The 12,451-nt window shown below is 57.3% G+C and carries 14 protein-coding genes; 9 read left to right on the forward strand and 5 right to left on the reverse strand.

Going from position 1 to position 12,451, the window contains the following annotated elements; translation table 11 throughout:
• Positions 1-2 precede the first annotated feature (2 nt).
• Positions 3-698: a DUF421 domain-containing protein gene (locus tag ASD83_RS05005; RefSeq protein WP_082560960.1), complete on the forward strand. Its 696-nt coding sequence runs from the start codon at positions 3-5 to the stop codon at positions 696-698.
• A gap of 22 nt (positions 699-720) precedes the next feature.
• Here the strand turns inward: ASD83_RS05005 and treZ are convergent, their stop codons facing one another.
• On the reverse strand, positions 721-2,559 hold the full coding sequence (gene treZ, locus ASD83_RS05010; protein WP_244489101.1) for a malto-oligosyltrehalose trehalohydrolase: 1,839 nt from the start codon (positions 2,557-2,559) through the stop codon (positions 721-723).
• 12 nt (positions 2,560-2,571) lie between these two features.
• The gene (locus tag ASD83_RS05015; RefSeq protein ID WP_056308510.1) at positions 2,572-3,243 is read right to left on the reverse strand and encodes a DUF6766 family protein; all 672 of its coding nucleotides are present in this window, start codon (positions 3,241-3,243) and stop codon (positions 2,572-2,574) included.
• Positions 3,244-3,532: 289 nt separating this feature from the next.
• Here ASD83_RS05015 and ASD83_RS05025 point away from each other — a divergent pair, with 289 nt between their 5' ends.
• The 3 genes from ASD83_RS05025 (at position 3,533) to ASD83_RS05035 (ending at position 5,288) form a co-directional block, all read left to right on the forward strand.
• Positions 3,533-4,024, forward strand: coding sequence for a ferritin-like domain-containing protein (locus ASD83_RS05025; protein ID WP_056308514.1), 492 nt, complete (start codon positions 3,533-3,535; stop codon positions 4,022-4,024).
• A 65-nt stretch (positions 4,025-4,089) separates the two neighbouring features.
• Positions 4,090-4,386, forward strand: coding sequence for a hypothetical protein (locus ASD83_RS05030; protein ID WP_056308515.1), 297 nt, complete (start codon positions 4,090-4,092; stop codon positions 4,384-4,386).
• A 581-nt stretch (positions 4,387-4,967) separates the two neighbouring features.
• Positions 4,968-5,288 carry a hypothetical protein gene (locus tag ASD83_RS05035; protein ID WP_244489102.1) on the forward strand — a complete coding sequence of 107 codons (321 nt, stop codon included), beginning with the start codon at positions 4,968-4,970 and terminating at the stop codon, positions 5,286-5,288.
• A gap of 45 nt (positions 5,289-5,333) precedes the next feature.
• Here the strand turns inward: ASD83_RS05035 and ASD83_RS05040 are convergent, their stop codons facing one another.
• Complete coding sequence (locus ASD83_RS05040) at positions 5,334-5,564, reverse strand: hypothetical protein (protein WP_156385746.1); 231 nt, start codon at positions 5,562-5,564, stop codon at positions 5,334-5,336.
• A 520-nt stretch (positions 5,565-6,084) separates the two neighbouring features.
• On the opposite strand from ASD83_RS05040, the gene ASD83_RS05045 reads away from it, so the two are divergent.
• The 4 genes from ASD83_RS05045 (at position 6,085) to ASD83_RS05060 (ending at position 9,211) form a co-directional block, all read left to right on the forward strand.
• A complete protein-coding gene (locus ASD83_RS05045; protein ID WP_056309885.1) occupies positions 6,085-6,558 on the forward strand; it encodes an Hsp20 family protein in 474 nt (157 codons plus the stop codon).
• A 64-nt stretch (positions 6,559-6,622) separates the two neighbouring features.
• Entirely contained in the window at positions 6,623-6,964 is a 342-nt protein-coding gene (locus ASD83_RS20885) for a hypothetical protein (RefSeq protein ID WP_156385747.1), read from the forward strand.
• Between the two features lie 3 nt (positions 6,965-6,967).
• Positions 6,968-7,435: a hypothetical protein gene (locus ASD83_RS05050; RefSeq protein ID WP_056308520.1), complete on the forward strand. Its 468-nt coding sequence runs from the start codon at positions 6,968-6,970 to the stop codon at positions 7,433-7,435.
• A gap of 1,143 nt (positions 7,436-8,578) precedes the next feature.
• The gene (locus ASD83_RS05060) at positions 8,579-9,211 is read left to right on the forward strand and encodes a tyrosine-type recombinase/integrase (protein ID WP_056308524.1); all 633 of its coding nucleotides are present in this window, start codon (positions 8,579-8,581) and stop codon (positions 9,209-9,211) included.
• Positions 9,212-9,379: 168 nt separating this feature from the next.
• On the opposite strand, the gene ASD83_RS05065 is transcribed toward ASD83_RS05060, so the two are convergent.
• Positions 9,380-10,441: an alkene reductase gene (locus ASD83_RS05065; RefSeq protein WP_056308526.1), complete on the reverse strand. Its 1,062-nt coding sequence runs from the start codon at positions 10,439-10,441 to the stop codon at positions 9,380-9,382.
• A gap of 108 nt (positions 10,442-10,549) precedes the next feature.
• On the opposite strand from ASD83_RS05065, the gene ASD83_RS05070 reads away from it, so the two are divergent.
• Complete coding sequence (locus ASD83_RS05070; protein WP_056308527.1) at positions 10,550-11,458, forward strand: LysR family transcriptional regulator; 909 nt, start codon at positions 10,550-10,552, stop codon at positions 11,456-11,458.
• A 101-nt stretch (positions 11,459-11,559) separates the two neighbouring features.
• On the opposite strand, the gene ASD83_RS05075 is transcribed toward ASD83_RS05070, so the two are convergent.
• Positions 11,560-12,429: a sugar phosphate isomerase/epimerase family protein gene (locus tag ASD83_RS05075; RefSeq protein WP_056308528.1), complete on the reverse strand. Its 870-nt coding sequence runs from the start codon at positions 12,427-12,429 to the stop codon at positions 11,560-11,562.
• Positions 12,430-12,451: the final 22 nt, after the last annotated feature.

Raw genomic sequence — 12,451 nt, forward strand, 5'->3', positions numbered from 1 at the left:
CCATGGAAGGCATTGATTGGCAACGCATGCTCATCGGTGACGAGCCCCCGATTTTCTTCCTCGAAATCATTATCCGAACGGCGATCATTTACGCCTATACCTTGTTCCTGCTGCGTTGGCTCGGCAGCAGGGCCATCGGGCAGCTATCGACCGTTGAATTCCTACTGGTTATCGCGCTTGGATCGGCCGTCGGCGATGCGATGTTCTACCCTGACGTTCCTTTGCTTCACTGCTTGCTGGTCGTCACGGCAGTGGTCGTAGCGAACAAATTAATCGACCTAGGGATCGCTCGGAGCAAAGCCATCGAACACCTGATCGACGGAAAGGCTGAACAGGCCGTACGCGACGGCGTTATTTGTAGTTCTTTCCTCAACAGCAGTAGTCTTGGCACGAGCGAGCTGTTTCAGCAGCTGCGCGAGAAGGGTGTCAGGCAGTTGGGCGAGGTGGAGCACGCCATCATCGAAGCGGACGGGGTGCTGACGGTGTTCGAGACTGGGAGGGCCCGACCCGGACTGCCGATCTTGCCTCCTTGGGAGATAGAGCGGCCCAAGGAGGTCGACCGGACCTCCACCAAAGCCCTACTGAGCTGCATGCGGTGCGGGTATACTTCGAACGAGCAGTCTGCGGCAAGCTGCGAGCATTGCGGCGACGATCGGTGGACGATGGCGACGATCACTGGTGGCGGAAACGGCGATTGAAGCCGTCACCCTTTGCGGACGCTCACACCTCTATGGTCCAAAGCGCTGTCCAAGGTCCCAGCCGCCCCTCCTCGGCATAGCCCTGAAGGAAAATCTGGCGCCCTTCCAATGGCGGAACGCCTTCTTGCGTCTCGTCGGCGAGGTTGGCGTAGAGACGCAAGATCGATCCGTCGCCCATTCTCCACGTGACAAGGACCGATTTGATGCCGAGCAACTCATATCGCCCGGCAAAGCCGTTCTGTCCCGAGAGGCGAGGCACAATTTCAACCTTCCGAAGATCGATCAGCGACCGATAGTGCTTGAGCCAGGATTGGTGAGGCTCTCTGTTCAGGTTGGACCAGTCGAGCTTGGCTGATCCAAAAGTCTTCGCGCTGGTGGGATCGACGGCCTCTTCCACGTTAGGCTTGTTGGGATCTTCGTGCTCGGGGGTGCTCTTGAGTTCTGCCTGGCGGCCCTTGCGCACGGAGTCTCGCAGCTCGGCTGGTACATCGGAAAAGAATGGAAACGGCTGGGCGCTCGCCCATTCCTCCCCCTGGAAAAGCATCGGGATCTGCGGCGACAGCAGGTATATCGCGGTCAGCGCCTTTACTGCATCGCTGGTCGCCAGCTTGGTGATCCGATCACCCTTCACGCGGTTGCCGACCTGATCGTGATCCTGCATGTAGACGACGAACGATGTCGGCGGCAGGCCTTCGCTAGGCTCGCCTCGCTTCATGCCCTCATGCGGTTTCATCTCTCCCTGGTAAGCAAACCCCTCTGCCAAGGCGCGGCCGAGCATGCCCGAACGCTCCTCAAAATTATCGAAGTCGGCATAATAGCCCGTGTTCTCACCCGTCGCAGCGGCATGCAGAAGATGATGAACGTCATCATTCCATTGGGCCGTGTAGTGCACTGGCTCCGCACCGCTGTTCCGCCTCAGCCAGATTTCCTGATTGTCGGAGTTTTCGATGATCAGATGAGTATATCGGTGCGGACGAGATGCCCGGAGCCGAGCGGACAGCAGTTCGAGAATATGGGTGGGAGTGTTGTCCGCGATCGTGTGCACGGCATCGAAACGCAGCCCGTCGAAGTTGAACTCGCTCGTCCAATAAAGGGCGCTCTCAACCACCAGCTCTCGAACCACCTCGGCGCCGGGGCCGTCGAAATTGATGGCCTCGCCCCAGGGACTCTTGTGCTTCTTCGTAAAGATCGGCGCGATTGCCGGCAGGTAATTTCCGTGGGGTCCGAAGTGATTGTAAACGACATCGAGGAAAACCATCATGGATCGTCGATGTGCTGCGTCTATGAAGGCTTTGAGGTCCTCCGGTCGCCCGTACTTGGCTGAAGGGGCGAACCACATGGCGCCATCGTACCCCCAGTTAAATTTGCCGTAGAACTCGGCGATCGGCATGATTTGCACCGCCGTGATGCCAAGGTCGACAAGATGGTCGAGCTTTGCCGCCGCCGCGGCAAATGTCCCCTCATCGGTGAATGTGCCGATATGCAACTCGTAAATGACCGCTTCCTCCCAAGGCCGCCCCTTCCATTCCCTGTCGGTCCATTTGAATTCTAAAGGGTCGATGACCTCGCTATACCCATGGATCCCCTCGGGCTGATGTCGAGAGGTTGGATCGGGGATCGACGTTCCGTCCGGCAGGACGTACTTGTAAAGCGTTCCCGATCGTACGCCCTCGACGTCGAGCCGGTGCCAACCGTCGCCCACCGATTGGAGCTCGATCAGGGTGCGCCGGCCCTTCAACTTCAGTTTCATTGCCTTGCATTTCGGCGCCCAGATCTTGAAGCGGGTGCTTCCGCCTCTGACCTCGGCACCGAAGCGCATCTTGTGGTTCCGACGAATGATATCTGCGCTGGGCTGTCGCATTTACGAACTCGACTAGTGACCGGTCTTGGAATGGGGAGACGCCACGGGCTTCGACTCCGGCGAGCCGCGATGACGGAGAAAGATCGAAAGGACCACGAGTACCGCGGTCGAAAGGAATTCAGACTGCCAGTTCTGGAAGGACTCGAACCAAAGAGTAGGATCGGCAAGATATTCCAGAGCGGTTTGAGCTGGCTGTCCATGCATCGCAGCATCCTCATTGGCGGCCGCGGTGCTTTGCAGCCAGTGCAGCACGAAGGAGGCCGCGAACAGCGCCAAGAGGGCGATGCCGAGCGAATAGGAATATAGGAATGTCCAAATTCCCCCGGCTTTCACCGGCCAGGGCGCCTGCTTGTTCCGGCGCTTTTCGGAGGGGTCAGCGTCTTCAGGATTTTCCTTGTCCGGGTCCTTCGATTCAGAAGACCCTCGCTGAAAGAGGAATGCCGTCATGATGACGTATGCCGACATCTGCAGGAATTCGCTCTCCCAGTTCTCGAAGAGTGCCGCTTGGAATGATGAGCCGAAGAAGTATTCGACCAGTCCAATGGCCGGCTCACCATGCTCGCTCAGCATGGCGTTCTCGTCGAGCCATCCGGACCAGACCATGCCGATAAGGCAAAGGACAAATATGCCGATGAGCGCCAATGTCAGGCCATTGTCGCGAAAGTGTCTTCCTGGATTTCCCATCGTCACCACCTAAACGAAGTCTGGATTCTGGCAATGGCCAAGCCGGCCAACTGTTCCGCAGTCGGCGCGTCAACTTGGCCCATCAGGGTCGTTGGCACTGGCAGCTGTCCTACCCAATCAACGACCCCGCTAAAAAGGACGGCCTGAAGCGTGGCGGCGGTATCCGCGCTCGGATGAGACAGGAAGACCAGCATCCGGAAACCCAAGATCGGCAGCGCTGAACGACCCGGAACTCGTCAGAGAGATCACGCGTTGGTGACGCAGTTACACCCTGCAAAAAGGACGCATCATGGCCACCGAAAAGACCCTCAACGACCTTTTCCTCGATACCCTCAAGGACATCTATTACGCAGAAAAGCAGATCGTCAAAGCCCTGCCGAAAATGGCGAAGGCCGCTCAGTCAGCTGAGCTTGCTGCCGGTTTCCAGCAGCATCTGGAGGAATCCGAGGGGCACATCGATCGCCTGGAGCAGGTGTTCGAACTGCTTGGCAAACCTGCTCGCGGCAAGACCTGCGACGCCATTCTCGGCATCATCGAGGAAGGCAAGAGCATCATGGATGAGTTCAAGGGCACTGTTGCTCTTGATGCTGGCCTGGTCGCCGCTGCACAGGCAGTTGAGCACTATGAGATCGCTCGCTACGGCACGCTGAAGAGTTGGGCGAAGCAGTTGGGCTTGGACGAAGCTGTCAAGCTCTTCGACGCCACCTTGAACGAGGAACTCGCCACCGATCAGAAGCTCACTCAGCTCGGCGAGGCGCAGGCGAACATCAAGGCTGCCTGATCGGTATCGAACGCGAGGGACCGGCGGCGGCCGGTTCCTCTCTCTGGAGCAGAGGACGCCAATCCATGTTCGGTCTAGCCACACCCAAAATCGTGGAGCCGGAGGCTTTTCATCTGTCCAGCAATGGCCGTATTCCCAACAGCCATCTCGCGGTCGTGCTTTATCGGGGCGTATCCGATGAAGACGACCTCGAAACCTACTTTAGGCGATTGTTCAATTCCCACGACTGGAGCGGGGACTGGGCGATGGGCATCTACGGCTACCACCATTTCCACTCCAACGCGCATGAAGTGCTTGGGATCGCCGCCGGGTCTGCAACTCTAGTCCTGGGAGGCGAAGATGTGGGCGTATTTCAACAATGACTTCGATGGCTACGCGATAAAGAACGCCAGTATGCTGTCCGAAATTCTGTCTGCGTCGTGACGATCAGTTCCTAGAGCTGGATATGGGGGACTACAGAAGCCAGTACTCCATCGCACTAACCAGGCCGAACGGGCAGGTCCATAACCAGGTCGTGAGCGCGCAGTTAGCGGGCAGGCTTTTGAGGGAACCATCAAGGTACCCTTGGACAACGCAAAACAGCGGCTCCCACCCAATGGAAGAACCTGCAAAGCGCCTCAGCAACGCCTCACCCCTTTCTTTTGTTGGTGCTGGAACAATGTGATCGGGCGGCCATTGCCTCGCCGAGTGCCTGATGCGTGTGGATTCCCGTCTGATCGCGTTGGGTGCTCACCAAGGTCCAGTTCTGCAAATACTACCCCGGTACGCCGGGGCTTTTTTTTGCTGCAGCTCGCGGCAGAGAGTAGTCGGTTCAGGTGAGAGCGGTCGGCGAGAATGGCATCGATTGCTGTAAATTCGGACCGACATGATCTGGAGTTTGAATATGCCGGCGAACGAAACGACGGGGAGCCGGCCCGCCTGGGTGCCAGACACTGGTGCCCCCATGACGGCAAACGAATACAATGGAGCCTATCTCGCCCAGCCTGATCTGTGGTGGTGGACGACCAATCTTTCAACAGAGCCGAGAGGTTTGGTGCTGTCGCGGGTGCTCGCAATTATAATGCAAGCGAATGTGGTGGTTCATGAAAAGGCCGTCGGACAATTGGGTGCAGGTCCGCTCGAAGATATGATGTCCGACGAACTTCTCGATGAACTCAAAGTGTTGCATCCCTTCAGCCCCGCTTTGAAACTTGCGCTGTCATGTGTTCGGATTGGCACCGAAACTGCGCGGGTCCGAGAGCGCCTTGCTGCGATGTTGCGTTGACTGCATCGGTCGCATCGGCCGCGCTCTGCAGGGCTGCAATTTTGATTAAGTTCCGGCTTCCTTCATTGAAGTGATAAGGCGCTGATAGGCGACGATAAGCTTGCCGATCTGCTTGACGTGTTCTGGATGCTTCGGCCCCACTTGGACCCAAAACCGCGCCTCCTTACCCAAGATAACGATAGCTTCGTCACGCTGCGTCGAAACGAGAGACATCCAACGCCAGCCGCGTAACAGCATGACGGACTTTTTCAGCCTGCAATCGATGGGGTCGGTCAATTCCATATCGTTACGCTAGCAGTGGGACCCACACGAATGCGTTGACCCGCACGATGCAAATTTAAGGATTGCGCTCACTGACTTGTCGCCGACGAACACACAAAGTTCTAATCGCCGGAAGGCGACAACGCGACAACTCATGCCGAGGGTTTCCGAAGGTCACCGCGGCTCTGACACTGAAGTTCTGAAGACATAGCGGATCGGTACGTCGACCGACAGCTGCTCATCGACATACGCGGGCACCCTTGCCCGGAGGCATGCGATAGAGCGGGAAGAGACAGCGCGTGACATCGTCCCCTAGATCGACATCTGAAGCAGTTGTGTCGCGGTCATTGATCGTCGATTAGCGCCATTGAAATAGCCGCTGCAGGGGATCAATTTTTTTTCGTTACTCCCCTTGAATCCCATCTTAGCGTTTCAAAAATCATTAGTCGCCGACGGCCTGAGTGGCGTCGGCAAAGTCTGGGAGGCGTTCTCTTGGGCGCCTCTCGTATCCATGTTGCTCAAGGAGAATATGGCTATGAGAACCAATCTCGATTTCGCACCGCTCTATCGTTCGAGCATCGGCTTTGACCGTATGTTCAACCTGCTGGAAAGCGCCAGCCGCGTTCATTCCATCGACAATTGGCCGCCTTACGATATCGTCAAGATAGGTGATGACGACTACCAGATCACCATGGCGGTTGCCGGGTTCACCGACGAAGAGCTTACGCTGACTTATGAGCCTAACCTGCTCGTGGTGGAAGGTCGAAAGGCTGGCGAAGAGGAGCGGGAATACCTGCACCGGGGCATCGCGGGCCGCACCTTCCGACGCCGGTTCGAGTTGGCTGACCACGTCAAAGTCAATGGTGCAAGCCTGGCCAATGGCCTGTTGACCGTCGACCTAAAGCGGGAGATTCCCGAGGCGAGAAAGCCACGACGTATCGAAATCGGAACTTCCCCCTCCGATTGGTCTGAGCCTCGTCAGATCGAGGATACTCAACGGGCGGCCTAGGTCACGGCGGCGCCGGACAATCGTCCGGCGCCATCTCAGATCGCTAGATAGAAAGGAGATTCAAATGCGAACGATTTCAGCTCTGATCGCTGCCACCTTTTGTGCTTTGGCCCTTTCAACACCGGCCATCGCCAGAGAAGGTGACCGAAGCCATATCCAAAATTCAAATCCAGACTGGATTGAATTTCGTGCCGCTTTCGCAGCGGAGGATTTGTGGCCCAAGAAGGTGGGCATTCGTAGAGCCGCACCGGTTGAAGCTCCAATGGCTAAGCACAAGGATGCGGATGAATCTGTAGCCGCGGTGAATGCCATCTCGCTGGCCGTCATGAGCGGACTGGATTCCCTTCGCCAATGGGGCGCCTTAGCCAAGGGGAAGCCCACAGACTTCGATGTGACGAGGAATTGAGCGATGGCTGCCTACTTCTATCCCTCCGACGAGTACGAGGACGACGGCCTAGTATCACCAGTCAAGGCCTCGCCTTCAACGCCGCAAGAGGTGCTTTCTGATCAGACGATGTCCATTGAAGTGAAGCGTGCCCTCCTCGCCTCCTGGGCCTCCGACCGAAGGGCGGTTGAAAATTGGCCAGCCCTGCGCCGTTTGGATGACGGGAGCGAACTGAATATCGACGACATACTGGATGGTCTGAAAGCGTTGGATGCTGTCGATGGAAAGCCGCAGCCGGCCACCGTCTTGCCGTTTCCGAGGAGCCGTTTGGCGCATTCCAGGCAACCGGACTACGATCTTGACCCACCGCCTGCAGCCATTGCGGTTAGCGTGCCGAAACGTCGCGCTTACCTTGATGCTACGGCGTCACGAGCTCTCGTCGATGGCCGATTTCCGTCTGTCGATCTATCCATGTGCGAGGTACGAAGATGAACCTTGAATGGAGCTACCTTACTCCGCGTCAGCGAGCCGCGCTCGAAGCTCTGGAGCACACCGGACTTTGTCGACTTCCCGGAGATATCGGAGAGCAGCTCTATAATCTGGGGCTGGCGGAAATAGTGGACGCTGGAGTGTATTGCCTCAGCGCAACTGGCACTACGGTTCTGCCCCTCACAGTTCACTAACCCACGTCGTCGGCGCTGTTGCGTGTTCCGCAACAGCGCACTTCTCTAAATATCTGGCCTGACGTTCCATGCGTTGAAGGTGGCAACGTGGCGGCTGCACACCCCACGGCAATCATTGAAGGCAGGACCCAGCACGCTTCTACTCAAGTGGGAGCGTGCCGAATATCGGAGCGTTGATGCGGTAGCGGCTGTGTCGCGTATTCGCATCAAGTGCCGCAATGACGGCTTCGGTCTCTGATCCAAATGATCCGAAAATGAGATTTGTCCTGGTGTCTAGAACCGACCAGCCCCGCCGCCGCCGGTGGTGAATGAAACGAAAGATATATTGAGTTGGCATGGCCTGAGAAACGGTGCCACCACGGAGAAAGTTCTCCTGGCTTTTGGCCACAATTCGAATGGTTTACGGAAAGTTGCTAATTGCGCCGAAAGCAATGCAGCCTCCGCGACGATTTCGATGTCCCCAGGCCTCAGTCCCAAACCAAGGCACTGAAAAGGAAGTCGCAGCCTTCGAGTGATGGTCAACATCTCTGCACGCTACGCGCGCCCCTTGCCAGCGACGACAAATCCTCGACTGCCACGTTGCTCGAAAACGGCGGCGACTTCATGGTTTCGACGCCGAGCAGGGAGGACTTCCGGATGATTCTGAAGCTGCGGCGCGTGGATGGGACGCGCCGCAGTCGCTGGACCTAATTTGGTCTGCAATACAGCAGCATCGTCGTGACCAAACCTTGCAGTTCGCTACGAACTTCAAGAGCCAGTTCATGCGACCGCAGTCTCCTCCGAGGGAGACGAAACGGAAACAGGGCAGCTTTTGGGAACAAGGGAAACGCCACCCAATGGCGGCAATGGGGTCGGAAGTCCCCTGCCCTATCTCACGCCACCACGAGAATTGCTGCCGTGATTGCGCTCCCAACGTTGTTCTTGCGGCCACGTCGGCCACAGGAGAAATGTAATGGGTATCTCACAGTATGATCCTGCTGCAGCAGGAAAGCCTGCGTGGAATGCAGGCAAGCAGGTTGGCGCCAAGCGTGCTCTGAAAATCAAACAGGTCTGGTCGATCCGCTTCTTCCTTGATCGTGAAGGACGAATGAGAGATCGAGCACTCTTCGACCTCGCGCTGGACAGTAAACTTCGGGGTTGTGATCTGGTGAAGATCAAGATCGGCACGTTAGTGGTTGGGCCAGCGATCCGCTCACGATCGATGGTTGTGCAACAAAAGACAGGCCGACCAGTCCAGTTCGAAATAACCGCAGACGCCAGGAACAGTCTCCTGGCTTGGCTCGAACGACGCGGAGGCAGCACTGACGACTTCGCGTTTCCAAGTCGCATCAATCCGGCTGGGCATCTCAGCACCCGGCAATATGCCCGCCTCGTGGACGAATGGGTTACCGCCATCGGCTTGCCGCCCGAGGAATATGGCACACACTCTTTGCGCCGAACCAAGGCGTCGATCATCTATAAAGCCACGGGAAATCTGCGGGCCATTCAGATTCTGCTGGGGCACAGTAAGATCGAAAATACCGTCAGATATCTTGGTGTCGACGTCGACGATGCACTCTCGCTTTCTGAGGCCACAGAGATCTGATCGAACAGCTTCGCCGGCATGCTGAACGCCGACGAAGCACCCTGATCGGATGATTTTTCGTGGCAGCCTCGGAAATACACGGGCATCAGCAGCCACGGGGTGGCTTGCAGACGTTCCGCTTCTGGTCAGCAGACAGGTAAAAGCTGACGTGGCTTCTGGCATCACTGGTTACGCCATGGGGACCATTCTTGGATAGTCGGTATAGCCCTGCGGTCCTTCGCCATAAAACGTGTCCTTGTCGGGTACGTTCAGAGGAAGGCCCTTCTGGAGACGTTCAGCCAAGTCAGGTGTCGCGATATAGTCTCGACCAAAGGCCAGGGCGTCGGCCGCGCCGGTCTCAATGAACCGCTCTCCGTCCTCCTTCGACATCAACTCGTTGGCGATAACCACCCCTCCGAACCGCCGCTTGATCTCGCCGAGCAGACTGTCTTCGCCCTCGATCTCCCGAACGAAGATGAATGCGATCTTTCGCTTGGCGAGTTCGTCAGCCACGAAGCCGAAGATGGCCTTGGGGTTGCTGTCGCCCATATCGTGCTCTTCGCCCCGGGGACGCAGATGCACGCCCACGCGATCGGCACCCCAGACTTCGATCACGGCATCGACGATCTCGAGCAGGAAGCGGGCGCGGTTCTCTATCGAACCTCCATAGCGGTCCTCTCGCTTGTTGGTTTTGTCCTGCAGGAACTGATCGATCAGATAGCCATTGGCCGCGTGCAGCTCGACGCCGTCAAAGCCAGCCGCCTTTGCCCGCTGTGCCCCACGACGAAAATCATCGACGATGCCGGGTATCTCGTCGGTCTCGAGAGCACGGGGCACAGGGTGAGGTCGTTTCGGTCGGAGGCCGGAGACGTGCCCGGCAGCAGCAACGGCGCTTGGTGCAACCGGGAGATGACCGCCAAGCAGCTCCGGATCGGAGATGCGCCCAACGTGCCAGAGTTGAAGAAAGATGCGACCACCTGCGTCATGCACCTGCGAGGTGACCCGCTGCCATCCGTCAACTTGCTCGTCGTTCCAGATGCCAGGCGTACCCCAATACCCAACTCCCTGCGGAGACACCGAAGTGGCCTCGCTCAATATCAATCCGGCGCCGGCGCGCTGGCAGTAATACTCAGCCATCATCGCATTTGGCACACGATCAGCCCCTGCCCGCTTTCGGGTGAGTGGGGCCATGATTATCCGGTTGGGCAACGTCAGTGCGCCGAGCCGTAATGGGTCAAACAAGCGGGACATAGAACAACTCCTTGGTTGGACTTCATATGGACGTTTGGAAGATAAGCGACAATTGAGCTTGCATTCGCCAGACTGTAGACTTGGGGTAAACAGCTAAGGGTGCATCCGATGGCTCTGACCAACGCGTTTGCTGGAGTGGAAGTGTTTATTCGTGCTGCCCGATCCGGCTCGTTCACCGCAGCTGCTGCTCATCTTGGCATGACCAAGTCAGCAGCGGCGAAAGCCGTGACGCAACTCGAAAGGCGGCTTGGTGTAAAGCTGCTCCACCGCACGACACGCCGGCTGTCGCTCACGCCAGAAGGCACCGCGTTCTTGGAACAGGCCGAAGCGTCTCTGGACCAGCTTCGTTCAGCTGAAGACGCTGCTCGGTCCAGGGCAACTACAGTCCGTGGCGTGCTGCGTGTCGATATGCCAGCAGCGTTTGGCCGGCGTGTTGCCATGCCGATCCTGATCGACATCCTGAAATCACATCCTGATTTGCGTTTGGCTGCCAGTTTCTCCGATCGCATTATCGATCCGGTGGAGGAAGGGGTCGATCTATGTCTGCGCTTTGGAGAGTTGCCGGACCGGAGTGACATCGTAGCGCGGCGACTCGGATCGCAGCGCCTGCTCATCTGTGCTTCACCTCAATACCTCGCCACTGCGGGGGCCCTGTTGAACCTGGATGACCTGCAAAATCATGCCTGCGTCCTGGGAATCCGTCCGGGCCGACCCGTGGCATGGCGTATTATCGATGAGGAAGGACGCACCCGCATCATTGAGCCGCCTGCCACGCATCTCGTCAGCGATGGCGAAGTGGTCATAGACATGGCCCTGTCTGGCTTTGGGCTGTGCCAGATGCCCCAATCACTCGTTCAGCGCCATATCGACAGGGAAGAGTTGAGCATCGTGCTACCAGAGCGTTGCCAAGCGGAGACGCCGCTTCATGCTCTTTGGCCGGCAACCCGGACAATGCTCCCCAGAGTAAGGGTGGTTGTCGATGAGATGGTGAGACGAGCTGAAGCCGGGCAGCTGTAGCCGGGCCATTGGCTTTCTGGGGGTGGAGACCGGAGCGACCGCTTTCGGTTCACTCGCTGCAAAAGCTGACTCTGGCCTTCGGGTCGGCACAACTAAGTGAATTAAGGTGCGACGTTGTTGAACTTCGACGTGAACGCATCGAGGCTCAAACGAACCGATTCAAGCTCGGGAAGTTGGGTGTGGTCTTGCTCGAGAACAATGCTGAGAACATTCGGCAGCTTCGCGCCGGCATCGATGACCTCCTGGATGGGAAGGACACCTGTCCCAATTTCGGTGAAGCACAGTGGATCTTTGCGATCTTCGAACTCCTGCATGCTGATCTTCTCGGTCATCGAGAAGACGCCATCATATAGGTTCAACGGTTGTGCTGTTTCTGAAGGGAAATCCTTCTGATGGAGTAGCACCACTCGTTCGCCGAGCTTCTCCATCCAACCAACAGGATCCTGACCAGCGCGGTACATCCAGTAGGTATCGATCTCGAAATAGACCAAACTCGGATCTGTATTTTCGATGATATGCGAATAGACGAACTCGCCATCGATGCGCTGAAATTCCTGGAAGTGATTGTGATAATAGAACCGCATGCCGCGCTCGCGAGCCAGCTGACCGACCTGGTTGAACACATCGCAACGACGCTTCACATAGTCGAGATCGTTTGGCGGGAAGAACTCGATGTCGCAGCCGAACTGGGTGTTCCCGAGGGTCGTCTGATAATCCAGAGCACGGGGCAGAATTGAGAGTTCCAGCGGATTGATGTGACATCCGATCATGGATAGCCCGAGGTCATCGAGGCGCTGGCGAAGTTGCCGCGCCTCCACTCCGAAGCCAACGCCTGGATCGGTCTTAGCCTTATGATTGGCGGCCTCGATCCGCTTGAAGCCAATCTCAGCAATCTTTTCGAGGGTTCCCCAGGGATCGGCCGCCAGTGCGTTCCGAACCGAATAAAGCTGTAAGCCGATACCTAGGGACATTTTGCGTTCCGCGTTGAAAGAC

It is taken from the genome of Devosia sp. Root685 (assembly GCF_001427875.1).
Classification (GTDB): Bacteria; Pseudomonadota; Alphaproteobacteria; order Rhizobiales; family Devosiaceae; genus Devosia.

What these genes read in the sequence shown, in the direction of transcription:
- ASD83_RS05015 (WP_056308510.1), bottom strand. Translation starts at nt 3,243, where the DNA reads ATGGGAAATCCAGGAAGACACTTTCGCGACAATGGCCTGACATTGGCG.
- ASD83_RS05060 (WP_056308524.1), top strand. Translation starts at nt 8,579, where the DNA reads ATGGGTATCTCACAGTATGATCCTGCTGCAGCAGGAAAGCCTGCGTGG.
- ASD83_RS05070 (WP_056308527.1), top strand. Translation starts at nt 10,550, where the DNA reads ATGGCTCTGACCAACGCGTTTGCTGGAGTGGAAGTGTTTATTCGTGCT.
- ASD83_RS05050 (WP_056308520.1), top strand. Translation starts at nt 6,968, where the DNA reads ATGGCTGCCTACTTCTATCCCTCCGACGAGTACGAGGACGACGGCCTA.
- ASD83_RS05045 (WP_056309885.1), top strand. Translation starts at nt 6,085, where the DNA reads ATGAGAACCAATCTCGATTTCGCACCGCTCTATCGTTCGAGCATCGGC.
- treZ (WP_244489101.1), bottom strand. Translation starts at nt 2,559, where the DNA reads ATGCGACAGCCCAGCGCAGATATCATTCGTCGGAACCACAAGATGCGC.
- ASD83_RS05035 (WP_244489102.1), top strand. Translation starts at nt 4,968, where the DNA reads ATGACGGCAAACGAATACAATGGAGCCTATCTCGCCCAGCCTGATCTG.
- ASD83_RS05025 (WP_056308514.1), top strand. Translation starts at nt 3,533, where the DNA reads ATGGCCACCGAAAAGACCCTCAACGACCTTTTCCTCGATACCCTCAAG.
- ASD83_RS05075 (WP_056308528.1), bottom strand. Translation starts at nt 12,429, where the DNA reads ATGTCCCTAGGTATCGGCTTACAGCTTTATTCGGTTCGGAACGCACTG.
- ASD83_RS05065 (WP_056308526.1), bottom strand. Translation starts at nt 10,441, where the DNA reads ATGTCCCGCTTGTTTGACCCATTACGGCTCGGCGCACTGACGTTGCCC.
- ASD83_RS05030 (WP_056308515.1), top strand. Translation starts at nt 4,090, where the DNA reads ATGTTCGGTCTAGCCACACCCAAAATCGTGGAGCCGGAGGCTTTTCAT.
- ASD83_RS20885 (WP_156385747.1), top strand. Translation starts at nt 6,623, where the DNA reads ATGCGAACGATTTCAGCTCTGATCGCTGCCACCTTTTGTGCTTTGGCC.
- ASD83_RS05005 (WP_082560960.1), top strand. Translation starts at nt 3, where the DNA reads ATGGAAGGCATTGATTGGCAACGCATGCTCATCGGTGACGAGCCCCCG.